20 protein-coding genes are annotated in these 23,654 nt (G+C 71.0%); 14 read left to right on the forward strand and 6 right to left on the reverse strand.

Annotation, left to right across the window (positions count from 1 at the left end):
- The first annotated feature begins 122 nt into the window (after positions 1-122).
- From pruA to ACIRRH_RS18385, 12 genes are all read left to right on the forward strand, one after another.
- On the forward strand, positions 123-1,748 hold the full coding sequence (gene pruA / locus ACIRRH_RS18330; protein WP_403068561.1) for an L-glutamate gamma-semialdehyde dehydrogenase: 1,626 nt from the start codon (positions 123-125) through the stop codon (positions 1,746-1,748).
- Between the two features lie 285 nt (positions 1,749-2,033).
- On the forward strand, positions 2,034-6,980 hold the full coding sequence (locus ACIRRH_RS18335; RefSeq protein ID WP_403068012.1) for an NAD-glutamate dehydrogenase: 4,947 nt from the start codon (positions 2,034-2,036) through the stop codon (positions 6,978-6,980).
- 136 nt (positions 6,981-7,116) lie between these two features.
- The gene (locus ACIRRH_RS18340) at positions 7,117-7,953 is read left to right on the forward strand and encodes a hypothetical protein (protein ID WP_403068015.1); all 837 of its coding nucleotides are present in this window, start codon (positions 7,117-7,119) and stop codon (positions 7,951-7,953) included.
- A gap of 421 nt (positions 7,954-8,374) precedes the next feature.
- A complete protein-coding gene (locus ACIRRH_RS18345) occupies positions 8,375-9,646 on the forward strand; it encodes an ATP-binding protein (RefSeq protein ID WP_403068017.1) in 1,272 nt (423 codons plus the stop codon).
- A complete protein-coding gene (locus ACIRRH_RS18350) occupies positions 9,643-10,044 on the forward strand; it encodes a roadblock/LC7 domain-containing protein (RefSeq protein ID WP_359908526.1) in 402 nt (133 codons plus the stop codon). The genes ACIRRH_RS18345 and ACIRRH_RS18350 overlap by 4 nt, the downstream gene beginning before the upstream one ends.
- Positions 10,041-10,415, forward strand: a complete 375-nt coding sequence (locus ACIRRH_RS18355; protein WP_224283213.1) for a DUF742 domain-containing protein — start codon at positions 10,041-10,043, stop codon at positions 10,413-10,415. The genes ACIRRH_RS18350 and ACIRRH_RS18355 overlap by 4 nt, the downstream gene beginning before the upstream one ends.
- Positions 10,390-10,980, forward strand: a complete 591-nt coding sequence (locus ACIRRH_RS18360) for an ATP/GTP-binding protein (RefSeq protein WP_224283212.1) — start codon at positions 10,390-10,392, stop codon at positions 10,978-10,980. The genes ACIRRH_RS18355 and ACIRRH_RS18360 overlap by 26 nt, the downstream gene beginning before the upstream one ends.
- A gap of 73 nt (positions 10,981-11,053) precedes the next feature.
- Entirely contained in the window at positions 11,054-12,439 is a 1,386-nt protein-coding gene (locus tag ACIRRH_RS18365) for a cytochrome P450 (protein WP_403068022.1), read from the forward strand.
- 318 nt (positions 12,440-12,757) lie between these two features.
- Positions 12,758-13,891 (forward strand): cytochrome P450, encoded by a 1,134-nt coding sequence (locus tag ACIRRH_RS18370; RefSeq protein WP_403068564.1) that lies wholly within the window; start codon positions 12,758-12,760, stop codon positions 13,889-13,891.
- Between the two features lie 38 nt (positions 13,892-13,929).
- A complete protein-coding gene (locus ACIRRH_RS18375; RefSeq protein WP_403068567.1) occupies positions 13,930-14,820 on the forward strand; it encodes an enoyl-CoA hydratase/isomerase family protein in 891 nt (296 codons plus the stop codon).
- Between the two features lie 171 nt (positions 14,821-14,991).
- The gene (locus ACIRRH_RS18380) at positions 14,992-15,567 is read left to right on the forward strand and encodes an RNA polymerase sigma factor (protein WP_403068025.1); all 576 of its coding nucleotides are present in this window, start codon (positions 14,992-14,994) and stop codon (positions 15,565-15,567) included.
- Positions 15,564-16,499 carry a CU044_5270 family protein gene (locus ACIRRH_RS18385; RefSeq protein WP_403068028.1) on the forward strand — a complete coding sequence of 312 codons (936 nt, stop codon included), beginning with the start codon at positions 15,564-15,566 and terminating at the stop codon, positions 16,497-16,499. The genes ACIRRH_RS18380 and ACIRRH_RS18385 overlap by 4 nt, the downstream gene beginning before the upstream one ends.
- A gap of 5 nt (positions 16,500-16,504) precedes the next feature.
- On the opposite strand, the gene ACIRRH_RS18390 is transcribed toward ACIRRH_RS18385, so the two are convergent.
- The 6 genes from ACIRRH_RS18390 to ACIRRH_RS18415 all read right to left on the reverse strand — a co-directional run bounded on the left by ACIRRH_RS18390 (position 16,505) and on the right by ACIRRH_RS18415 (position 21,201).
- Complete coding sequence (locus tag ACIRRH_RS18390) at positions 16,505-17,320, reverse strand: hypothetical protein (RefSeq protein ID WP_403068031.1); 816 nt, start codon at positions 17,318-17,320, stop codon at positions 16,505-16,507.
- Positions 17,321-17,470: 150 nt separating this feature from the next.
- Positions 17,471-18,070, reverse strand: a complete 600-nt coding sequence (locus ACIRRH_RS18395) for a hypothetical protein (RefSeq protein ID WP_403068034.1) — start codon at positions 18,068-18,070, stop codon at positions 17,471-17,473.
- A gap of 220 nt (positions 18,071-18,290) precedes the next feature.
- A complete protein-coding gene (locus ACIRRH_RS18400; RefSeq protein ID WP_403068037.1) occupies positions 18,291-19,187 on the reverse strand; it encodes an aldo/keto reductase in 897 nt (298 codons plus the stop codon).
- Positions 19,184-20,371 carry a cupin domain-containing protein gene (locus ACIRRH_RS18405; protein ID WP_403068040.1) on the reverse strand — a complete coding sequence of 396 codons (1,188 nt, stop codon included), beginning with the start codon at positions 20,369-20,371 and terminating at the stop codon, positions 19,184-19,186. Before ACIRRH_RS18405 ends, ACIRRH_RS18400 begins: the two co-directional genes overlap by 4 nt.
- A gap of 13 nt (positions 20,372-20,384) precedes the next feature.
- On the reverse strand, positions 20,385-20,525 hold the full coding sequence (locus tag ACIRRH_RS18410) for a hypothetical protein (RefSeq protein WP_280696480.1): 141 nt from the start codon (positions 20,523-20,525) through the stop codon (positions 20,385-20,387).
- A gap of 181 nt (positions 20,526-20,706) precedes the next feature.
- On the reverse strand, positions 20,707-21,201 hold the full coding sequence (locus ACIRRH_RS18415) for an ATP-binding protein (protein WP_403068043.1): 495 nt from the start codon (positions 21,199-21,201) through the stop codon (positions 20,707-20,709).
- A 203-nt stretch (positions 21,202-21,404) separates the two neighbouring features.
- On the opposite strand from ACIRRH_RS18415, the gene ACIRRH_RS18420 reads away from it, so the two are divergent.
- Together ACIRRH_RS18420 and ACIRRH_RS18425 are read left to right on the forward strand one after the other, a co-directional pair.
- On the forward strand, positions 21,405-22,718 hold the full coding sequence (locus tag ACIRRH_RS18420) for a helix-turn-helix transcriptional regulator (protein WP_403068046.1): 1,314 nt from the start codon (positions 21,405-21,407) through the stop codon (positions 22,716-22,718).
- Positions 22,715-23,533, forward strand: a complete 819-nt coding sequence (locus tag ACIRRH_RS18425; protein ID WP_403068049.1) for a class I SAM-dependent methyltransferase — start codon at positions 22,715-22,717, stop codon at positions 23,531-23,533. The genes ACIRRH_RS18420 and ACIRRH_RS18425 overlap by 4 nt, the downstream gene beginning before the upstream one ends.
- The last annotated feature ends 121 nt before the right edge of the window (positions 23,534-23,654 follow it).

Here is a 23,654-nt window from a genome sequence, read left to right on the forward strand (position 1 = left end):
CGCCCGGGCGGACGTGGCGGGCGCCACGTCCGCCATCCGCGTGTCTGAACGGGCGGATCGCGCCCCGGCTGGTCAGGCTGGTGTCACACCCGACCAGCCGCCAGGACGGAGCCGCCATGCCCATCGACGCAGTCACCGAGGTGCCGGTCCCGGTCAACGAGCCGGTGCACACGTACGAGCCCGGCAGTCCGGAGCGGGACCGGCTGGTCCGGCGGCTGGACGAGCTGGCGGCCGAGCAGGTTCCGCTGCCGATGACCATCGGGGGCGAGCAGCGCTTCGGCGGCGGTGAGCGGATCGAGGTCGTCCAGCCGCACCACCACGCCGCCAAGCTGGGCGTGCTCGGCAACGCCACCCGGGAGGACGCCCGGGCGGCGGTGGACGCGGCGCTGGCCGCCGGGCGGCAGTGGCGCTCGCTCTCCTTCGACGACCGCGCGGCGGTCTTCCTGCGCGCCGCCGACCTGCTCGCCGGACCCTGGCGGGAGACGCTCAACGCGGCCACCATGCTCGGCCAGTCCAAGACCGCGCAGCAGGCCGAGATCGACTCCGCCTGCGAGCTGATCGACTTCTGGCGGTTCAACGTCCACTTCGCCCGGCAGATCCTGGCCGACCAGCCGATCTCCTCGCCCGGCGTGTGGAACCGCACCGACCACCGCCCGCTGGAGGGTTTCGTCTACGCGATCACCCCGTTCAACTTCACCGCGATCGCCGGCAACCTGCCGACCGCCCCCGCGCTGATGGGCAACACCGTGGTCTGGAAGCCCGCGCCGACCCAGACCCTGGCCGCGTACCACCTGATGCGGCTGCTGGAGGCGGCCGGCCTGCCGCCCGGGGTGATCAACCTGGTGACCGGCGACGGCCTCCAGGTCTCCCCGGTCGCGCTGGCCGACCCGGCGTTCGCCGGGCTGCACTTCACCGGCTCCACCGCCACCTTCCGGTCCCTGTGGCAGACCATCGGCGCCAACATCGGCGGCTACCGCACGTACCCCAGGATCGTCGGCGAGACCGGCGGCAAGGACTTCCTGCTGGCCCACCGCTCGGCCGACCCGGAGGTCCTGAGGACCGCGCTGATCCGCGGGGCCTTCGAGTACCAGGGCCAGAAGTGCTCGGCGCTCTCCCGGGCCTACCTGCCGCGCAGCCTCTGGCAGAGGATCAAGGACGACTTCCTGGCCGAGGTGGACGCGCTCGCGGTGGGTGACGTGACCGACCTGTCCAACTTCATGGGCGCCCTGATCGACCGGCGCGCCTTCGAGAAGAACCGGGACGCCATCGAGCGGGCGAAGGCCGATCCGACGATCGAACTGGCGGCCGGCGGGCAGTACGACGACGCGATCGGCTGGTTCGTCCGGCCGACCGTCCTGGTCTCCTCCGACCACCGGGGCGAGATCTTCCGGACCGAGTACTTCGGCCCGATCCTCGCCGTCCACGTCTACGAGGACTCCCGCTGGGACGACGTGCTCCGCCGGGTCGACGGCGGCGCCCCATACGGGCTGACCGGCTCGGTGATCGCGCAGGATCGTTACGCCATCGCCCAGGCCGTCGAGGAGCTGCGCTTCACCGCGGGGAACTTCTACATCAACGACAAGCCCACCGGAGCCGTCGTCGGCCAACAGCCCTTCGGCGGCGGCCGGGCCTCCGGCACCAACGACAAGGCGGGCGCCGCGCAGAACCTGCTCCGCTGGACCTCGGCCCGGTCGATCAAGGAGACCTTCGTCCCGCCGACGCACCACCGCCACCCGCACATGGGTTGAGAGTGAACACCAGGCTCCGGTTTGGACATGCTGTCCAGGACGGACCCGACATCCTGCGGGTTTGCGCCTACCTGTCCCTGTCCACCTTCGATTGATCCGGTTAGGCTGGCTGGCGTCGTCGGGTGGCTCGCAGGACGAATGAGACGTCCTACCCGCTGGGCGGGCGTTTCATGCGTGCCATGAGCCCCTTTCAGTCGGATGGTGCGGCAGGATTGCGGTGACCCGTCGGTGTACATCCACACACCACCGAGTCACGCAACGGCGCGCGACAGGAGCCAAGAAGTCATGCAGACCAAGCTGGACGCAGCCAAGGCCGAACTGCTCAAGAAGGCAGCCGCAGCCGCTGAGAACAGCCAGGTGGGGGGAGCGGCGCCGGGGGAAGGTCTGAGCAACGGCGCTCTGACCGCGTACCTGCACCACTACTACCTCCACACCGCGCCCGAGGACCTGGTCGACCTCGACCCGGTCGACGTCTACGGCGCGGCCGCCTCCCACTACCGCCTGGGCCTCAAGCGCCCGCAGGGCACCGCCGAGGTGCGGGTCCACACCCCCTCGGTCGAGGAGAACGGCTGGTCCTGCGGCCACACCGTGGTCGAGGTCGTCACCGACGACATGCCCTTCCTGGTCGACTCCGTCACCAACGAGCTGTCCCGCCAGGACCGCGCGATCCACATCGTGATCCACCCCCAGCTGGTCGTCCGCCGTGACATCACCGGCAAGCTGCTGGAGATCCTGGACGTCGACGCCTGCTCCCGCAGCCTGGCCGCCGGCACCGAGTGGCCCGCCGACGCGACGGTCGAGTCGTGGATGCACATCGAGGTCGACCGCGAGACCGACCGCGAGGACCTGCGCTCCATCGAGGCCGACCTGCGCCGTGTGCTCGGCGACGTCCGCGAGGTCGTCGAGGACTGGACGAAGATGCGCGAGAGCGCGCTGCGCCTGGCCGACGAGCTGGCCGAGCAGCCCCCGGCCGGCCTGCCCGAGCAGGAGGTCGGCGAGGCCTGGGAGCTGATGCGCTGGCTCGCCGACGACCACTTCACCTTCCTCGGCTACCGCGAGTACGACCTGGTCGAGCACGAGGGCGAGGAGGTCCTCAGGGCCGTCGCCGGGACCGGCCTCGGCATCCTGCGCTCCGACCCGCGCAGCCACGACGACGCCCACCACGCGGTCAGCGAGGCCTTCGGCCGGCTCTCCGCGCCGGTGCGCGCCAAGGCCCACGAGAAGAAGCTGCTCGTCCTGACCAAGGCCAACAGCCGTGCCACCGTGCACCGCCCGTCCTACCTGGACTACGTCGGCGTGAAGAAGTTCAACGCCGCCGGCGAGCCGGTCGGCGAGCGCCGCTTCCTCGGCCTGTTCTCCTCCGCCGCCTACACCGAGTCGGTCACCCGCATCCCGGTCGTGCGCCGCAAGGTCCAGGCGGTGCTGGAGGAGTCCGGCTTCTCCAGTGAGAGCCACGACGGCCGCGACCTGCTCCAGATCATGGAGACCTTCCCGCGGGACGAGATCTTCCAGACCCCGGCCTCCGAGCTGCTCTCCATCGCGACGAGCGTGCTCTACCTCCAGGAGCGCCGCAAGCTGCGGCTCTTCCTGCGCCAGGACGAGTACGGGCGCTACTTCTCGGCGTTCATCTACCTGCCGCGCGACCGCTACACCACGCGCATCCGGCTGCTGCTCACCGACATCCTCAAGGAGGAGCTGAACGGCGCCACCATCGACTACACGGTGTACGCCACCGAGTCGGTGCTGACCCGCCTGCACTTCGTGGTCCGGGTCGCCCCGGGCACCGAGCTGCCGCACCTCACCGACTCCGACATCGAGCGGATCGAGAACCGGCTGGCCGAGGCCGCCCGGTTCTGGATGGACGGCTTCCACGACCAGCTGCACCTCGAACTGGGCGAGGAGAAGGCCGCCGAGCTCGGCCACAAGTACGCCAACGCCTTCCCCGACGGCTACCGCGCCGACTTCCCGCCGCGCACCGCCGTCGCCGACATCAAGCAGATCGAGTCGCTGCACGGCGAGGGCGACTTCCGCCTGAACCTGTACCAGCCGGTCGGCGCCGGCCACGACGAGCGCCGCTTCAAGATCTACCGGGTCGGCGGCCCGATCTCGCTCACCGAGGTCCTGCCGGTGCTCCAGCGCCTGGGCGTCGAGGTGCTGGACGAGCACCCGTACGCGCTGCGCCGCTCCGACGGCACCACCGCGTGGGTCTACGACTTCGGCCTGAAGCTGCGCGAGGCCACCGAGCTCACCGACGAGGCCCGCGAGCGCTTCCAGGAGACCTTCGCCGCCACCTGGACCGGCAAGGCCGAGAACGACGGCTTCAACGAGCTGGTGCTGACCGCCGGGCTGACCTGGCGCCAGGCGATGATGCTGCGCACGTACGCCAAGTACCTGCGCCAGGCGGGCTCCACGTTCTCCCAGGACTACATGGAGGACGCGCTCCGCAACAACACCCACACCACCCGGCTGCTGGTCAACCTGTTCGAGGCCCGGCTGAGCCCGAGCCACCGTTCGGGCGCCCTGGAGCTGACCGAGGGCATCCTGGAGGAGCTGGCCGGCGCCCTCGACGAGGTCGTCTCGCTGGACGAGGACCGCATCCTGCGCTCCTTCCTGAACCTCATCAAGGCCACCCTGCGGACCAACTTCTTCCAGCGCGCCGTCTCCGGCGAGTGGCACTCCTACGTGTCGATGAAGTTCGACCCGAAGGCCATCCCGGAGCTGCCGGCCCCGCGCCCGGCGTTCGAGATCTGGGTCTACTCGCCGCAGGTCGAGGGCGTCCACCTGCGCTTCGGCAAGGTCGCCCGCGGCGGTCTGCGCTGGTCCGACCGGCGTGAGGACTTCCGCACCGAGATCCTGGGCCTGGTCAAGGCGCAGATGGTCAAGAACACCGTCATCGTCCCGGTCGGCGCCAAGGGCGGCTTCGTCGCCAAGCAGCTGCCGGACCCGACGGTCGACCGCGACGCCTGGCTGGCCGAGGGCGTCTCCTCGTACAAGACCTTCATCTCGGCGCTGCTCGACATCACCGACAACCTGGTCGGCGGCGAGGTCGTGCACCCGGCCGACGTGGTCCGCCACGACGAGGACGACACCTACCTGGTCGTCGCCGCCGACAAGGGCACCGCGACCTTCTCGGACATCGCCAACGGCGTCGCCGAGTCCTACGGCTTCTGGCTGGGCGACGCGTTCGCCTCCGGCGGCTCGGCCGGCTACGACCACAAGGGCATGGGCATCACCGCCCGCGGCGCCTGGGAGTCGGTCAAGCGCAACTTCCGCGAGCTCGGCGTCGACACCCAGACCGAGGACTTCACCGTCATCGGCATCGGCGACATGTCCGGCGATGTCTTCGGCAACGGCATGCTGCTCAGCGAGCACATCCGCCTGGTCGCCGCCTTCGACCACCGCCACATCTTCCTCGACCCGAACCCGGACGCGGCCGTCTCCTACGCCGAGCGCCGCCGCCTGTTCGAGCTGCCGCGCAGCTCCTGGGACGACTACGACAAGTCGCTGATCTCGGCCGGCGGCGGGGTCTTCCCGCGCAGCGCCAAGTCGATCCAGCTGACCCCGCAGGTCCGCGCGGCCCTCGGCGTCGAGGCGACCCGCCTGACCCCGGCCGAGCTGATGAAGGCGGTCCTCCAGGCCCCGGTCGACCTGTTCTGGAACGGCGGCATCGGCACCTACGTCAAGGCCTCCACCGAGACCAACGCCGAGGTCGGCGACAAGTCCAACGACTCCATCCGGGTCAACGGCGAGCAGGTCCGGGCCCGGGTCATCGGCGAGGGCGGCAACCTCGGCTGCACCCAGCTCGGCCGCATCGAGTACGCGGCCACCGGCGGCCCGGAGGGCGCCGGCGGCTGGATCGACACCGACGCGATCGACAACTCCGCCGGTGTGGACACCTCGGACCACGAGGTCAACATCAAGATCCTGCTCAACCAGGTCGTCGCCGAGGGCGACATGACGGTCAAGCAGCGCAACGCCCTGCTGGCCGAGATGACCGACGAGGTCGGCCACCTGGTGCTGCGCAACAACTACGCGCAGAACGTGGTGCTGGCCAACGCCGTCGCCCAGGCGCACAGCATGGTCAACGTGCACGCCCGGATGATCAACCGCTTCGAGTCGGCCGGCCAGCTGGACCGGACGCTGGAGTTCCTGCCCACCGAGCGCCAGATCCGTGAGCGCCAGCAGAACGGCCGCGGCCTCTCGCAGCCCGAGATGTCCGTCCTGCTCGCGTACACCAAGATCATCCTGGCCGAGGAGCTGCTGGCCACCGAGCTGCCGGACGACCCGTTCTTCCACACCGCGCTGCACGAGTACTTCCCGAGCGCGCTGCGGGCGAAGTTCGCCGACGCGATCGACAACCACGCGCTGCGCCGCGAGATCATCACCACGCTGATCGTCAACGACACGATCAACCGCGGTGGCTGCACCTTCGCCTTCCGCCTGAAGGAGGAGACCGGCGCGACCTACGAGGAGATCGCCCGGACGCACACCGCCGCGCGGGCCGTCTTCGACCTGGAGCAGATCTGGGCCGAGATCGAGGACCTGGACAACAAGGTCCCGGCCCGGGTGCAGACCAAGATGCGGCTGCACTCGCGGCGCCTGGTCGAGCGCGCCACCCGGTGGATGCTCAACAACCGCCGCCAGCCGCTCGACATCGCCGGCACCATCGAGTTCTTCCACGACCGGGTCAACCAGGTCTGGGCCTCGCTGCCCAAGCCGCTGCGCGGCGAGGACCTGACCTGGTTCGAGTCGGTGTACGACGAGCTCGCCGAGGCCGGGGTGCCGGAGGAGCTGGCCACCCGGATCGCCGGCCTGTCCTCGGTCTTCCCGACCCTGGACATCGCCGAGGTCGCGGACCGCTCCGGCAAGGACGTCGCCGAGGTCACCGACCTCTACTACGACCTGGGCGACCGGCTCCAGATCTCGCACCTGCTCGACCGCATCATCGAGCTGCCCCGCACCGACCGCTGGTCGTCGATGGCCCGGGCCGCGATCCGCGAGGACCTCTTCGCGGCGCACGCGGCGCTGACCGCCGACATCCTGGCCTGCGGTCCCGAGGGCGCCACCCCGGAGGAGCGGTACGCCGCCTGGGCCGAGCTCAACGCGACCCTGCTGAACCGCGCCAAGAGCACCCTCGACGACATAAGGGGTTCGGACAACTACGAGCTGTCCAGCCTCTCGGTCGCGATGCGCGTCATCCGCACCCTGCTGCGCACCGGTTCGATGCGCTGACGGACGGCTGCACCGGAGGGGCCCGCGTCCACGGACGCGGGCCCCTCCCGCGTTCCCGGCTCCGGAAACCGGTTGTGGACCGTGGGCGGACCTTCGCTACGGTGGCCCTCGAACGATCACGTGGGGGGTTGACGACATGGGGAAGAACAGAGCCTCGGTCCGCGCGCTGGGTGCGGGCATCTCGGTGGCACTGCTGGTCGCCGGAGCGGCGGCCTGTACGTCCGACGACAAGAAGGACACGGCGAAGGCCCCGGCCGCCGCCGCCGGCACGCCCTCGGCGGCGGCCACGTCGAAGGCGCCCGAGGCCTTCGCGGCAACCGGCTACCGCGGTCTGAAGCCGGGCATGGCGAAGGACGCGGGCCTGGCCACCGGGGCACTGGAGGCCGCGCCGGTCTCGCTGCTCGGCGGCTGCACGGACTTCGTCTACAAGGGCGGCCCGGCTCCGGACCAGGCCCGGATGGCCGCCGAGGCCGCCACCGAGGCCCGCTACAAGGACCTCAGCGCCAAGGCGGACGCGGCCAGCGGCAAGGCTCCCGCGCCGGGGGGCACCCTGGCGCCGGGCGCCTCCGCGAAGGACGCGGCCGCGGCCGCCGCCGCCTCGGCCGCCTCGGCCCAGGACTCGGCCGCCGCCGCCAAGGCGATCGCGGACTCGACGATGGCCCTGGTCGACCTGAAGGTCGCCCGGGAGACCATGGAGAAGGCGTACCTGGCCACCGGCCGGGCCTCCTTCGCGCCCTCCGGCCTGCGCGAGCTCGTCGCCCCGGCGGAGGCGAGGACCGCCGAGGGCGTCGGCGCCGGCTCCACCGCGGACGCCCTGCAGCAGGCCTACGGCACCAAGGGCCTCAAGCAGCGGGGGGCCGACCGGTACGAGCTCCCGGTGGAGGACCAGCCGGGCTGGCAGTACGTGTTCACCATGGACGGTGACAAGGTCGCCGGGATGTCCTTGGTGAACTTCGCCGCCAAGTGCTCCTGACCGAGCGGCGGTCCGGCCGCAGCCGAGGGCTCCGGCGAACCGCGCGGTTCGCCGGAGCCCTCGGGCGTTCCCGGACGGCGCGAATTCCGGAGCGTGACAGCGGAATCACTCTGCGCGTGAACGCGGGTGTGGTCGAGATGTGTCCCTGTGGTTAACGCGGCATCACAAACTTCGCCAATTGGCACCAGAGCCCCCGGCGGGTCGTCGAATTTCACCCCAAGTGCCCTTTTTGGCATCTGTTCTGACATGGCATGAGTTGCAGTAGGCTGACTCCGCGATAGGCGTCGCCGCAGGTCTCGTGCCGCAAAGCACTTCGATGTGATGTGACATCAGGTGTCTTTCGGAGAGGTTCAGGCCGCCAGTCCCATTCGCGATTTGGGGCCCGGACCGGCTCCACGCGATGCCACCTGAAGAGAGTTTCATGACGTCATTTGTGCAGGAACCCTTTTTCTGGGTCTTCATCGTGGTGATGCTCGCAGCCGTCGGAGCGGCCCTCCAAGCCCGCAGGACGAACCTCGCCCTGCGGCGGCGCAACGCCTCCCTGGAGGAGGAGAGCGCCCTGGCACAGCGGCAGCGCGACGAGCTCGCCGTGCTGCACGACCGCATGCAGGGCCAGCACGCGTCCGAGCTGACGGCCGTCCGACGGGACGCCGAGGAGGACACCAAGGCCGTCCTCAAGGCGGCGATGCGGACGCTGCAGGGCTTGGCCGACGAGCAGCAGGTCGTCATCGACAAGGTGCAGCGGAAGTACGGCGACAGCCCGCAGATCCTCGCCGACCTGATGACGATCGACCACACGAACAGCCAGTTCGGCCGGCGCGCCCAGGGCATCGCGGTGCTCTGCGGCGGCTGGCTGGGCCGCCGTGAGAGCGTCGCCTCGGTCTACGACGTGGTCCGCAGCGCCCAGGGCCGGATCCGGCACTTCGACCGGGTGCGGATCCACTCCCGGGTCAGCGTCTCGCTCGCCAGCAAGGTCGTCGAGCCCATCGCCGTCGTGCTGTCCGAGCTGCTCGCCAACGCGACCAACTACTCCGCCCCGGACACCCCGGTGGAGGTCAGTGTCCAGGCCGTCCCCACCGGCGTCTGCCTGATCATCGACGACGCCGGCCTCGGCATGGGCCAGGAGGAGAAGGACCGCGCGGCGGTGCTCCTGAACCCGGGCGCGCCGATCAGCCTCACCAGCCTGGGCAACCCCCCGAAGTTCGGCTTCGCCGTCTCCGGCATGCTGGCCGCCCGCTACGGCTTCCGGGTCTCCGTCGACTCGGTCTCCCCGTACGGGGGCGTGCGGGCCGTGGTGCTGCTGCCGGCCGAGCTGCTCAGCAGCGAGGTCGCGGCCCCGCCCGCCGCCGAGTACGCCGACTACCAGGCCGCGCCGGTGGAGCAGCCCGCGCAGGCCTGGGGGCAACCGGCCGGTCAGCGGCTCGTGTCGCTGTCCGAGCCGGCGGCGCCGCTGGCCCCGGTGCCGGCGCCGCCCGCGGCGACGGCGGGACCGGAGACGACCGCGGACGGGCTGCTGCCCCGGCGCCGCCGCCAGCGCCCCGTGTCGGTCGTCCCCACTCCGCAGGACCCCGGCCGGGCCGAGGAGCCGATGCGGAGCACCGGCCAGCACACGCCGTCCCGCCTCGGCGCGTTCCAGCGCGGCACGCTGTCCGGGCGTAACACCATGACCACGGAAGGAACCGAGATCCAGTGAGCCGTGATCTTTCCTGGGTGCTCAACGACGTACTCCAAGTACCCGGTGCCCGGCACGCCATCCTCGTCTCCGCCGACGGCCTCCTGCTCGAGCGGTCCAGCGAGATCGGCCGTGACGAGGCGGAGACCAACGCCGCCGCGATGAGCTCGATGCAGTCGCTGAGCCGCGCGGTCGCCCCGTTCGTCGGCGGAGGCGGCGGGCTCTGGCGCCAGACCCTCCTGGAGTACGACCACGGCTGGATCTTCCTGATCGCGGCCGGCAGCGGCGCGTACCTGGCCGCCTCCACCGCCCCCGACGTCGACATGGAGGCGATGTCCTTCCGGATGCAGCAGCAGGTGGGCGCACTCGGACGGGCGATGTCGGCGGCTCCGCGCCAGAGCACGCTCAGCGGCTCATGACGGCCGGCGGCGAGGAACAGAGGGTCACCGGCGGTTTCATCCGCTCCTACGTCATCACGGGTGGGCGCGAGTTACCGAGTGCGGACGACCTGTCTCTGATCACCCTGGTCACCGTCGCGCCCGAGCAGGACCTCCCCGCCCTGCCGAGCCCGGAGACCCGGGCGATCTGGGAGCTGTGCTCCGGCGGCTACCTCTCGGTGGCAGAGGTCGCGGCCCGGCTGGAGCTGCCGGTGGGGGTCGTGAGGCTGCTGCTGACGGACCTGATCCGTGAGGGACGGCTGCTGCGCCGGTCGGCCCCGCCCCCGGCCCAGGCCCCGGACCCGAGACTTCTAGAGAAGGTACTGCATGGACTTCAACGCCGGTTCGCCTGAGGACATCTACGTCCCGGGCGCGGTGACGACCGCTGTCAAGATCCTGGTCGTGGGGCACTTCGCGGTCGGCAAGACCACGCTCATCGGCGCACTGTCGGAGATCGCCCCGCTGAGCACCGAGGAGAGCATGACGCAGGCGTCCACCCGCGTCGACGACCTCCGCGGCGTGCCGGACAAGAAGACCACGACCGTCGCCCTGGACTTCGGCCGGCTGACGCTCGGCGACGACCTGGTGCTGTACCTGTTCGGCACGCCGGGGCAGCAGCGGTTCATGCAGCTGTGGGAGGACATGGCACGGGGGGCGCTGGGAGCGCTGCTGCTGGCCGACCCGACCCGCCTCGCGGACACCTTCCCCGTCATCGACCTGATCGAGCAGTACGGCCTGGACTACGCGGTGGCGGTCAACAGCTTCGACCGGCAGAGCGAGTACACCGAGGACCAGCTGCGCGAGGCACTCGACCTGCTGCCGCACACGCCGGTGGTGTTCTGCGACGCCCGGGACCAGCGCTCCTCGGCCAACGCCCTGCTGACGCTCGTGCGGCACCTGCTCGACCGCGCCTCCTGACCTCCCCCACGTCTCCCTCCCCTCACGTCTCCCGGGTCCGCACCCGCCCGGGGCCTCCTCCAAGGAACGACCCATGGAATCTCTGCAGCGACCCGTCCCGCAGTCGGCGCCGCCGGGCTGCCCGATGCATGCCGGCGTGAGCACACCGCTCTACGGGGAGATGTTCTCGTCCGACCCCGAAGCGGTCTACGACAAGCTGCGCGCCAACGGTCCCGCCGCACCGGTGGAGTTGGCCCCGGGGGTGGACGCCACCCTGGTCACCTCGCACGAGGCCGCGCTGCGGGTGCTCCAGAACCCGGGAATGTTCGCCCGGGACTCGCGGCGCTGGGCGGCGCTGAACGAGGGCCGGGTGCCGATGGACAGCCCCGTCCTGCCGATGATGTTCTACCGGCCCAACTGCCTCTTCACGGACGGCGCCGAGCACCTGCGGCTGCGCAAGGCCGTCACCGAGAGCCTGGACCGGCTCAACGACAACCGGCTCAACCGGCACGTCGAGCGGATCGCCGGCTACCTGATCGACCAGTTCAGCGCGCTGGGCCGGGCAGACCTGCTCAACGACTACGCCAAGCTGCTGCCGCTGCTGCTGTTCAACCAGCTCTTCGGCTGCCCGGCCGACATCGGCGACCGGCTGACCCGCAGCATGTCCGCGCTCTTCGACGGCCTCGACGTGATCCAGGCCAACGAGGAGCTGACCTCCTGCCTGATGGACCTGGTCGCGCTCAAGCGCCGTCAGCCGGGCGACGACATCACCTCCTGGCTCATCCAGCACCCGGCCGGCCTGCGGGACGAGGAGCTCAAGGACCAGCTGGTCATGCTGATGGGCGCCGGCGTCGAGCCCGAGCGCAACCTCATCGGCAACGCGCTGCTCCTGCTGCTGTCCGGCGAGGGCGGTTCCGGACTGCGCATCGAGGACGCCCTCGACGACGTGCTGTGGAACAACCCGCCGATCGCCAACTACGCGACGCACTACCCGATACAGGACCTCAACCTGGGCGGCGTCCCGATGGACGCCGGCAGCCCGGTGGTGATCAGCTTCGCCGCCGCCAACAGCGACCCCGCGCTGACCGACGCCCGGCTGACCCTCAGCAAGGGGGCCCACCTGGCCTGGGGCGCCGGCCCGCACGCCTGCCCGGCCAAGTCCCCGGCCCAGCTGATCGCACTGAGCGCGATCGAGTGCCTGCTCAACGCGCTCCCGGACGTCACGCTCGCGGTGCCCGCGCAGAGCGTGGAGTGGCGGCCGGGCCCGTTCCAGCGCGGCCTGGTCTCGCTGCCGGTGCGGTTCAGCCCGGTGGCCGCCCGCACCACGGCGCCGGCCGTGAGCCCGGACACCGCCCCGCCCGGGGCGGTGTCCGGCTCCGAGACGGCTCAGGTGTACCCGCAGGGCACCGCCACGGCGTCCGCCCGGGCCCCGCAGAAGAAGGGGTGGTGGAGCTCCTTCCTGGACGTCTTCCGGCTCTGAGACGGCCCGGGGCCGGTCCGACGCGCCGTCGGGAGCCGTTCGGTCACCGCGAGGTGAACGGCTCACGACGGTGGTGCGGAACGTGACGGGAGCAACACGGATCGATGCTTGAGCGCGCTGTTACTGGGTAGATCGCCGCCGTACTGCCCGCCCGCGCGATAGGAGCCCCGTGTGACCGCCATGTTGGAAGCCCGCCCCGCGGACCTGGAGAGCCCCGGTGGAAGGGCCGACCGCCGCGCCGCCGTGCCACTCCTGCGGAGGCTGCGGTCGGCCGAGGGGCTCGCCGACCCGAGTCCGGTCTACGACGAGCTGCGGGCGCTGGGCGACCTCGTCCCGGCGCCCTGGGGCGGCTACCTGGTCACCGGGTACGAAGCGTGCGACCAGGTCCTGCGCGGCAGGACCTGGCTCGTCCCCGACTTCGCCTGGCAGGAGCGGCAGACCGGGACGGAGCGCTGGGAGGCCGTCGCCACCCAGGAGATGAGCCGGACCCTCTCCCGGCTCAACGCCCCCGAGCACACCCGGCAGCGGCGCAGCCTCGGGAGCCTCTTCGACCGGAACACCCTCCGGGACATGGCGCCGGAGATCGAGGCCGACGCCGCCGGGCTGCTCGACCGCCTGGCCGAGCGAATACGGACGGACGGCGAGGCGGACTTCGCCTCCGTGGTCAGCGAGCAGCTGCCGATCGGCACCATCGGACGCTGGCTGGACATCGCGCCGGCGGACTACCCGCACATCCTGACGATGACCCACAACCAGGTGCACGCCCAGGAACTGCTGCCCACCAAGAGCCAGCTGGCGGTCTCCGAGCAGGCCACCATGGACCTGCGCGAGTACTTCACCCGTCTCGTCCGGGAGCGCCGCGAGAACGACGGCGACGACGTGATCGCCGGCTGGATCCGCACCTGGGACGCGCTGGAGTCCGACCGCGAGGCCACCGACCGGATGGTCTACCAGCTCACCATGTTCGTCACCATCGCCTCGCTGGAGACCACGGCGACGCTGCTCTCCTCGCTGGTGTGGCAGCTGCTGCAGTCGCCGGGCAGGTGGGAGTGGCTGCGGGAGCGGCCCGAGCACATCGACGAGGCGATCGACGAGGCGCTGCGCTACGACCCGCCGATCCGCGTCAACAGCCGCGTCGCGGGCGAGGACACCGTGCTGGCCGGGGTGTTCCTCCCCAAGGACACCATGGTCCACGTGATGTACGGCGCGGCCAACCGCGATCCGCGCCGCAACCCGGACCCGCACACCTTCGACCCGCTCCGCCGGGGCACCCACCTCACCTTCGGCGGCGGCGCCCACTACTGCCTCGGCGCGGGCCTGGCCCGGCTGGAGGCGCGCGCCCTGCTCAGCCAGCTGCTGGAGCGCTTCCCGACGCTGCGGGCGGTGAGCCCGCCGGAGCACGCGCCCCGGATGGTCTTCCACCGGGTGACGTCCCTGAGAGTCGCCGCATGAACGTTTCCCCGCAGGCTCCCCAGTACCCCCCGTACGCGATGCAGCCCCCGTACCCGACGAACCCTCCGGCGCCCGGCGGCTGGTACCCCGAGCCCGGGCCCGCGCCGGTCCCCGGGCCCGCGCCGGTCCCCGGGCCCGCGCCGGTCCCCGGGCCCGCGCCGGTCCGTACGGTCCGTTCCGAGCTCCGGGACGCGGTGCTCCACGTCGAGCTGAACAGCCCGGGGACCGGGAACGCCGTCACCTCGGCCATGCTGGACGAACTCCTCGCCGTCCTCGCGGTACCCGACCCGGCCGTGCGCGTGATCGTGCTGTCCGGGGCCGGCCGGGACTTCTGCCTCGGCGGCGACCGCGACGAGCTCTTCGCGGGCCTGGACGAGGACCCGACCGGCGGCCGGATACGGAGCTACGGGGAGAAGGCCCGCAGGGTCTGCGACGCCCTCGCCAACAGCTCCGCCGTCACCGTCGCACGGGTCCAGGGCCGGGCGACCGGCGCAGGCTTCGCCCTGGCGCTCGCCTGCGACCTGCGGGTCGGCGCCGACAACGCCGTCTTCCGGCTGCCCGAGCTCGCCCTGGGCCTGCCCGTCGCCTGGGGCGGTCTGCTGCCCCGTCTGCTCCACGAGGTCGGCGCGGCCCGGGTCCGGGAGATCATCCTCACCGGCCGTCCGGTCGGTGCGGTGGAGGCGGGTGAGCTCACCATCCTGCAGCGCGTCGTCCCCGAGCAGGACCTGGACGGGGCGGTGGCCGAGTGGACCAGGCCCATCACGCGCCGCCCCGAGGCCGCCCTGAGGGTCACCAAGACGCTGCTCGGCTCCCACGCGTCGGCCACCCGGCTGGCCGACGCCTCGGTGCTCGACTCCGAGCTGATGGCCTCCGTCCTCGCCGCCGCCCACTACACCCGCAGCCTCGCCACCCGGCCCCCGGCCGACTGACCGACGGCCCCGCCCCCGTACGGAACGGGCCCCGGCGAAACCGACGGTTTCGTCGGGGCCCGCCGTTTTCCCGGGCCGGCGGGAACCGGGCGGGGGCCGCGGACAGGTGGGGGTGTGGAACTGTCACAGCGGGCGCGATTGAGGAGCGGAGACCAGTGGGCGTTCGGGGAGTTGTTCGATGAGACGGCGGATGACCTGTACTGGTACGCGGTGCGGGTGGTGGGGGACCGGGCGGCCGCGGAGGACGTCGTCCAGCTGACGTTCCTCGAAGCATGGCGCCTGCGCGACAGGTTGCGGGAGGACGGCGGGCCGGTGCGGCCCTGGCTGTTCGGGATAGCCGCCCAGGTCCTGCGCAACACGACCCGGGCGGCCCGGCGGCACCGGGCGGCGATGGCGAGGTTGCCCGACCGCGACGTACTGCCGGACTTCGCCGACGAGTTGGTCGGACGGCTCGACGACGGCGCCCAGCTCGCCGCCGTCCGGCGGGCACTGGCCGGGCTGCGGAAGGCCGAGCGCGAGGTGTTCGGACTCTGTGTCTGGGCGGGCCTGGACTACGCGAGCGCGGCCGAGGCACTCGGGGTGCCGATCGGCACGGTGCGCTCCCGGCTCTCGCGCGCCCGTACCAAGCTGCGCGCGCTGGCGGACGAGGAGCTTCGGGGCGGGCGGGAACTCCTTCCGGATGCCGGACAGGTACGGGGTGGCCGCACCGAAGCGGCCAGGTCGACGACACCGGGGAGGACCCGATGAACGAGGACGAACGAGCCGAACTCGCCCGGCCGCTGCCACCGCCCACGGGGTCGGGGCTCTCCGCCGACCGCCGGCGGCAGCTGCGTGGGCACCTGATGAGCGAGTTCGCGCGCGGGCCGGCGGCCGTGCCCCGGCGGATCCGGCTCGGCTGGGTGGCCCTGCCCGCCCTGGCGGGCGGCCTGGCGCTGTCCCTGGTGCTGATCGGTGGGCAGCCGCAGCAGGGCTCCGACTCCGGCCGACCGGTGGCGGCGGTCGTCCTGGACCGCGCGGCGAGGGCCGCCGAACAGCAGCCCGCGTCGGCGGCGCGCGGGGACCAGTTCGTCTACGTGAAGAGCCTGGACGAGTGGGCGAAGTCGGAGGGCGAGGCTCCGCGGGACCGGGAGGTCTGGAGGTCCGTCGACGGCAGCAGGCGGGGACTGCTGCTCCTGGACGGGCATCTGCCGAACCCCGGAGGAAGCGACGAGCACGGGGAGCCCGAACCCGCGCCCTACTCCGGGATCGGCAGCTACGCCTACGTCGCCGCCCTGCCGACCGACCCGGACGCACTGCTGGCCAGGATCCACGCCGACACCGCGGGCCTGGGACCCGGCCCCGACGAGGAGGCGTTCAGGACCATCGGCGACCTCCTGCGCGAGCAGATCGCCCCGCCCGCCGTCAGTGCCGCGCTCTACCGGGCCGCTGCGAAGATCCCCGGCGTCACGGTGATCGACTCGGTGACCGACGCCGCCGGCCGTCCCGGCGTCGCCGTCGCGCGCCGGGACGGCGGTGGGAAGGTCGAGTCCCAGTGGATCTTCGACCGCAGCGACTACACCTTCCTCGGCGAGCGCACCGTGGCCGTCACCGACGGCGCGAGCGTCAAGAAGGGCGACATCATGGGCCAGATGACCGTTCTCGCTCGCGCCATCGTCGACGAACCGGGCGCCCGTCCGTAACAGCCTCAGGCCGGCTGAGGTCGTCCGCGCAGCGCCGCGCGGGCACGGGCGACGCCGCCCGGGGTGGCCCGGGCACCGCTGCCGACGGCGACGGTTCTCGTGCCCAGGCCCGCGCAGGCGCGGCAGATGCCCGGCCGGGGCACCGGGTCGTGGCAGCGGCCGCATTCGGCGTACGACACCGGCGGCGGCGCCGCTCGTTCCGGCGGCAGCTTGCGTTCCAGGCGATCTCGGAGGATCGCCGCCGGGGAGTGCATCGGCTGCGGCAGCCCGGGGAGCAGGGCCTGGGCCAACTCGGCCTCGTTGCTGCCCCGTTCCAGCCACCGGATGACGAGTGGTGCCAGCGTCTGCGCCTCGGCCTCGCCGAGGCGCAGACGGGGTTCGGGCCGGATCACCCGGAACAGCACGGCCACGGCGGCCCGGGTCTGTTCATCCGGGAGGGTGGGTTCTTGTCCCGGGTCCTTTACGGGAGGGACGACAGCGCGGCCGGGGATCCGTTCACCGGCGGCCGGGCGGGTGACAACCGGTGCCGACTGCGGGGTGTCGAAGACGTGGGCCTCGGACCGGACGGTGCCGTCGGGCATCCGGACCATGTCGACCCGGTAGTACCCGGCGTCCTTCAGCTCCTTGAGCGCCCGCCGGACGGCGCCCCGACCCTGCGGGCTGCTGTCCGCCATCTGCCGCCCGTCCTCACGCCAACCGTTCGGGCGGGAGAGCAGGTCGGTGAGCAGGCCGCGGGCGGTGTAACTGAGCCGACGGTCCTGCAACAGGCCGTTGGGAAGCACGGTGAACGCGCGCACGTGCGCGCTACGATGAATCTGCATCTGGAGTTGCTGCTCCTGGTGCCTGACCCCGGGATGTTGCTGCATCGCCGGGGTCTCCTATGTTCTGTTGATGATGCGGAAGGTAGCACATCGACTACAGAGGGTGTGAACCGTTTGTGAGAGATCGGGCAACCTCGACGGGACGCTGCTTCACCTCTCCGTCAAACAGGCGAGCCGTGCCCGTAGCGCTCCCTTCAGTTCCAGGTTGTCGCCGCGGGTGACTGTCTGCAGCAGTTCGGCGATGACCACGAGTTCCGCGAACCTCCCGGCAGGGGTGTCGAGGATGTGCCCGAGCCGCCGCCGGACTTCGGCGGCGGCGTCGGGAACGAGGAGGCTGTAGGAGTACAGCAGCGCAGTGTCGTAGCCGGCGGGTGCGATGCCCCAGCCTTCCCAGTCGAGGACCGTGAGGGTTGGGCCTGTGAGGTTGGCCCAGTGCAGGTCGCCGTGAGCGGTCGTCCAGGCGGGCGCCTTGGTGTCGATCGGGATGCCCAGGTACTGGGGCATGGCACGGTCCAGGTACTCCTGCCGGACCGCAACTCGGCTGCTGGGAACGGTGGAAATGGTGTCGAGGGTGGTGCTGAGTTCGTCCCACCAGGCGTCCTCCAGGTCGGGCGCTTTCCGGAGGATCGGCTCGTGTGTGGTGATGGTGGGGTCGGTGATCTTGTCGTACAGCTCTGCCAGGTAACCGTGCTCGCCGTCGGTCCAGGTGCGCCGCTCCCGCAGGCGCGGCCTGGGTACCGCAGGAGGCATGAGCCGTTCTGCCTCCTGCGGTCCCTCCCAGAGCTTTCCGCCGGCTTTGTCGGCCGGGGCGGACACCAGGCGAAGCCAGCCCTGGCCGGACGCCGTGGCGACCGGGCGACTGAGGGTACGTCCACGCCAGCCCCACGCTTCGTGGGAGCCGGTAGGCGTCGCGTCGAGCGCCGCTGCTGCTGTGGCGTGCATCCCGCGCATCCGCCTGGCGGTGTCCGGCTCAGGTTCCGAGTACATCAACGACCCTTCGAAGTACGTCCGGAGACAGCGGCGGTCGGCCGACGGCTTCGGCGGCCTGCCCCCAGTGTTCCGGGTTCCCCGTCGACAGGAGCACGCGCTTCACTCCGGGGGCTGAAGCAACGACGGCGAGGGCGGCCTCGGCAGGGGTCTTGCCAGGGTTGATCAGCTCGGACAGTTCCGGGGTCACCATGCCGGGGATCTCGCCGCCGTGGAGCGGGGCGGAAGCGAACACCTTCAAGCCCGCAGCCAGGGCATCCGCCAGCGGGCCGTGTCCGTCGAGAGCCTGGGCGACGGGCGCAAGGTGGACGAGGGAGATCGGGAACTGGATGGCCCACAGGTGGTGGTTCGGTCCGCCGGCCTTGGCCGCGAGTTCGATCAGCATGGGTACGTCGAAGAGACCGCTGCTGAAGCCGCGCCAGGTCGCCACTCCATAGGCACTGATGACCTGTTGGCTGCACGCCTCCTCCAGGGCCAGGAAGGCGTTGAAGAGCCGATCGGCGATCTCGCCATCCGCGCAGTCGTGTTCGGGGTTGTGCACGAACACCAGATCGGGCACCCGGTCGAGCATGAGCCTGCTGCGCGCGAGCTGCCAGGCGATGTAGTCCGGGGTGAGGCAATGCCCGCGGTTGGCGTTCGCAGCGGACAGGGCACCGGCTCGCACACCGATGTGCCTGGCGCTGGCCGGGACGAAGCCCACCTTCGTGGAGACGCGCAGATCCGGGTAGGCAGCCAGAACCACGGCGAGCCACGTCTCCGCCCGGCCGCCTGCGTAGTTGGGCGCGGTGTCCACCCAGTCGGCACCCCGGGACGCGGCCATGAGCGCGGCCTCGGCCACATCGAGGCAGCGGTAGGTGCCGAGGCCCAGCCGGGCCGTCATCGCGCACCTCCGATCGCGGCGGCCTGGCCGTCGACCAGCTCCGTCGCGACGCCGGCTGCCTGCCCGAGAGTGATGCCTGCGGCCTGTGCGAGATCGGCCAGCCGGTGAGGTTCTCCGTCGGCGAGGAGCGCGAGCATCGGCTCGGCCTTGGCGGCGAACGTCCACTCCTCACCGCCGGCGGTCAGCCGGACAGTGGCGTCGGACACGGCCGTGAGCGCGGGCCGCGTGGTGACCAGGCGCACTTGGAGGTCGGCGTCCGGCGGGGCCGCCGTGATGTGGGGCAGCGACGGTGCGAGCCGGGCTCGCTCGGTGGCGTCACGCGCGGAGGAGAAGCGGGCGATCAGGTCGTCGCTTTCCAGCTCGGCCGTGAGGAGCTTGCCGATCGTGTCGAGGAAGGCGTGCTGCTCTTCGGCGGTCCCGAAGCGCGGGAGGTCCGCCCGGACCGCCTCGTGGGCGCGCAACGTTTCCGAGAGCCAGGTGATCAGATCGGCGCCCGTCGTGCTCTGCAGCCCGCACGTGACATGCAGTGAGTGCTGGCCCTCGGAGGCGGCGACGGCGTGCCACCAGCCCCGGGGCAGGTAGAGCACATCGCCGGCGGTGAGAACCAGATCGGCGACGGGCTCCTCGGGCGGCGGTTCGGGTGTCTCGACGTCGCGGTGCATCGGCACCATGCGGGTGGGGCCGTAGATGCGCCAGCGCTTCGCGCCGTCGAGCTGGACGACTACCACGTCGTGATCGTCCCAGTGGACACCGAAGCCTTCGATGCCGGTCCAGGAGCCGTACAGGTTGACCTGCGCGCCGGTTCGCAGCCAGCGCTCAAGTTGGCCGGCCAGAGCACCGATTCCGGGGTGCAGCTCGTCAACGGCGTCCAGCACCAGCGTGGCGCCCTCGGCCAGACGCTGGTGCAACTCGGAGGGCTGGAGCTGGTGCCAGACGGTGCTCCGCCGGGTGACGATCGGCCGGGAGTACGTGTGCGCGGGCAGTTGCTCCCCGTTGGTGGCGAGTCGGAAGCGAGGGGGTTCGAACCGGTGGTGGGTCAGGATGGCGTTGAGGTCATCCCAGCTCATGAGTCCGGCGAGTGACGCGGCTTCGCCGCGTGCGACCTTGAAGCTGCGGCCGAGCGTCCGGGCGAGGAAGTCATCCCCGCCCAGACGCTCAACCACCGAGAAGTGCTCGGCGGTCATTGTGGTGCAGCCGTCAGTCGTTGGTGTCGGTTCGGCCGGTGGAGCCGCCGTCCGACGGCTGCTCGCCGCGCGAGCGGGCCGCGGCGACCTTCGCGCGGGCGACCAGCAGGCCGTCGCCCTCCAGCTCGGTGCTGGTCGTCAGGTTCTCGGGCATGAAGCACTCCTTCGGAGTCATGGGGTGGGCCGACTGCCCGGCCCCGTCGTGGGTGCAGCGATGGATCCGTTGCCGGGGCAAGCCGCCAGCAAGGAACCTCAGGTGCTTACGCCGCGTGGCTGTTGACCAGCGCGGGCACCCGTATCCCCCCAAACCCGCGTCGGGGCTGGAGGAAGTCTTGTCAGACGCTGGTCGGCACGATGTCCCGTGCCTTCGGGGCAGCGGCCGTCACCAGCGCGGTGAGTCGCTCGTCGCCCGAAACGGCAGCGGTGGTGCCGACCTCGAACCAGATCCGTTTGCCGACGGGGTCCGGCTCGGCGCCCCAGTCCGTCGCGAGCGCTGCCACCAGGAACAGCCCTCGCCCGTCGGTGGCATCGAGATCGATCCCGCCTGCAGCCGGCAGCTCGTGGCCGATATCCGTCACCTCGACGCGCAGCCGCTCACCGTCCCAGGACACGCACACGGCGCACGGGGCGTCCGTGTGGCACACGGCGTTGGTGATCAGCTCGCTGGACAGCAACTCGACATCGCGGAGCGCGTCCTCCGCCAGCGGCAAGCCCCAACCGCGCACGGCCCGTATCACCTGCCGCCGGGCGTCCGGCACGGCCTCGGCACTGGGCAGCACGCGAAAGCCGAACGGGGCGAGAGCATTGGCTTGGCGGGTGGCGACGGACATGAGCGCGGACCTTTCACCGGGACGAGGTCGGCAGCGGGCCGATTCGCGCCGGGATTCACCCGGCAGGTATCTACAGAACCGCCTCCAACGCCGGTGAACCAGAGCAGAATTGAAGCGGCAATGAGGCATCCGTGCTGCAAACCCGGGCATGACCTGGCCTGTTATGGCTACGGACGAACTGACGTACCTCTGGAGGAGGCGGGATGGCATCCAGGAGGTCCCGGCTGATCCAGCGCAGGGAGGCTGTCGGCCACACCCAGGAATCCCTGGCTGAAGCCCTCGATGTGGACCGCACGACTGTGGGGCGGTGGGAGAGCGGTAGGGGCGCACCACAGCCCTGGATACGGCCGAAGCTCGCCCGCGCCCTGGGACTCTCGGCTGACCAGTTGGCCGCCCTGCTGGCAGCACCCCCTGTAGCCGGCGAAGCAGCGCCACAGTCCAGCAGCGTCGGCGACGCCTCGCCTCCTGTGCCTGCCCGGCGCACGGACCACGACAACGATCTCGTAGCGGCCGTGGCAGCCGACTCGGCAGAGTCCGCGCTCTTCCTCCGCTTCGCGAGCGCGTCCAACGTGGACGATACGCTGCTCGAACAGATCGACGCGGACATTGCGAGGCTGGCAGGGGAGTACGTGAGCAAGCCGGTGTCCGAGCTCTTCCACGACATCGGAACCCTCCGGCGAGGAGTGTTCGACTTACTCCAAGGTCGCCAACACCCCTACCAAACCAGCCATCTCTACCTGCAAGCCGGGCGCCTCTGTGGCCTGGCCACCCATGTCGCCCTCGACCTCGGCCAATACACAGCTGCGGCTACGCATTCGCGAACGGCCTGGCGCTGCGCGGAGTCAGCCGGCCACAACGGTCTCCGGGCCTGGATCCGATCCGTCCAGTCCCTGATCGCCTACTGGCAGCAGGACCACCGCCAGGCCGCCGAGCTGGCCAGAGCCGGACTGCCGTACGCGGACAATGGGACGATTGCAGCCCGTCTGCTCAGCCTCGAAGCACGGGCCACCGCGGCGCTCGGCGACAGCGCGAGCGCGCTACGGGCCGTGGGAGCGGCCGAGGCGGCGCGGAGCACAGTAGTCGCCGTGGACCCCCCCGGCGTGTTCACGTTTCCCGAGGCCAAGGAGTGGACCTACGCCGGTACCGCCTTCCTTGCCCTGGGCGGCCAGGCTCACGTGAACCGTGCCATCGAGGCGTCCTCCAGGGCCATCGCCCTGTACGAGTCCGCGCCGCAGCAGGAACAGTCCTCCGGCGACCTGCTGGCCGCCCGCCTTGACCTCGCCAACGCCCACCTCGCCCACGGCGACCTCGACGGCGTACAGGAGAAACTCTCGGTGGTGCTGGACGCCGGACCGGACCGGCGAACAGCGAGCATCTCCACCCGCCTTCGGGCGCTGAGCACTCGTCTCGCCGAGCCCGCCTACGCAGGCTCCCCGATCGTCCTGAGTCTCCGTGAGAATGTCAGAGAAGCCTGCTCTCGGCCCGCACTCACGAACCCTCCGGAGCTGCCACAGTGACGAGCAACACCGCACAGCAGGACGCCGCAGTCGCCGATAAGGCGATCCTCGCGAACAGCGCCTATGCCGACGGACGCCACCTGGTCGCTCGCCAGTCCATCTACCGGTGGCAGCAGCCGCAGTACGACCTGCCTGGGATCGTCGTCGAAGAGCTGGCCAACACCAGCGGTACCGTCCTCGACATCGGCTGCGGCAACGGCAAGTTCGTCAGCCGCCTACACAAGGACCGCCCGGACCTTCAGGTCGTCGGGACGGACATCTCGGCGGGCATCCTCACCGATGTCGCGAAGCCGGTCCTGGTGGCCGATGCCCAGGCCCTGCCCTTCGCTGACAACAGTGCCGACGCCTTGCTGGCCCTGCACATGCTGTACCACGTCGGCGACATCGAGGCCACGATCAAGGAACTGGCCCGCGTCCTCCGGCCTGGCGGCATGCTCATCGCCTCGACCAACAGTGACACCGACAAGCAGGAGCTGGACCGGCTCTGGTCCAGGGCCGCGGGCGACGTCCTGGGCATTCCAGAGGGGCCGGCACGGGTCTCCCTCAGCTCCCGATTCTCCCTGGAGAAGGCCCCCGGTTACCTCGGGACGACGTTCAAGAACATTCAGGTGCGGGAACTGCCCGGCATCATCGAGATAACCGACCCCGCGCCAATCGTTGCCCACTTGGCCTCCTACGAGGCTTGGGCTGACCAATGTGGCGTCCCGTTCCACGAGACCGTCAGCCGGGCGGCCGATATTGCTGCCGCTGTGATCGCAACCGAGGGGTCATTCAAGATCACATGCCTTGGTGGAATCCTGACCTGCCATCCCTGACATCCAAGTCGGCGGTTATCGTTCCTCGTCGGCCAAATTTCCATCATGTCGTATGCCGGGCTTGCATTCTTCGCGCCAGTCAGTCCCTGCATCGCTGCCCCCGCCGGACTCGTTCGGCGGG

The sequence above is a fragment of the Kitasatospora sp. NPDC101235 genome (assembly GCF_044767505.1).
In the GTDB taxonomy this organism is placed as follows: Bacteria; Actinomycetota; Actinomycetes; order Streptomycetales; family Streptomycetaceae; genus Kitasatospora.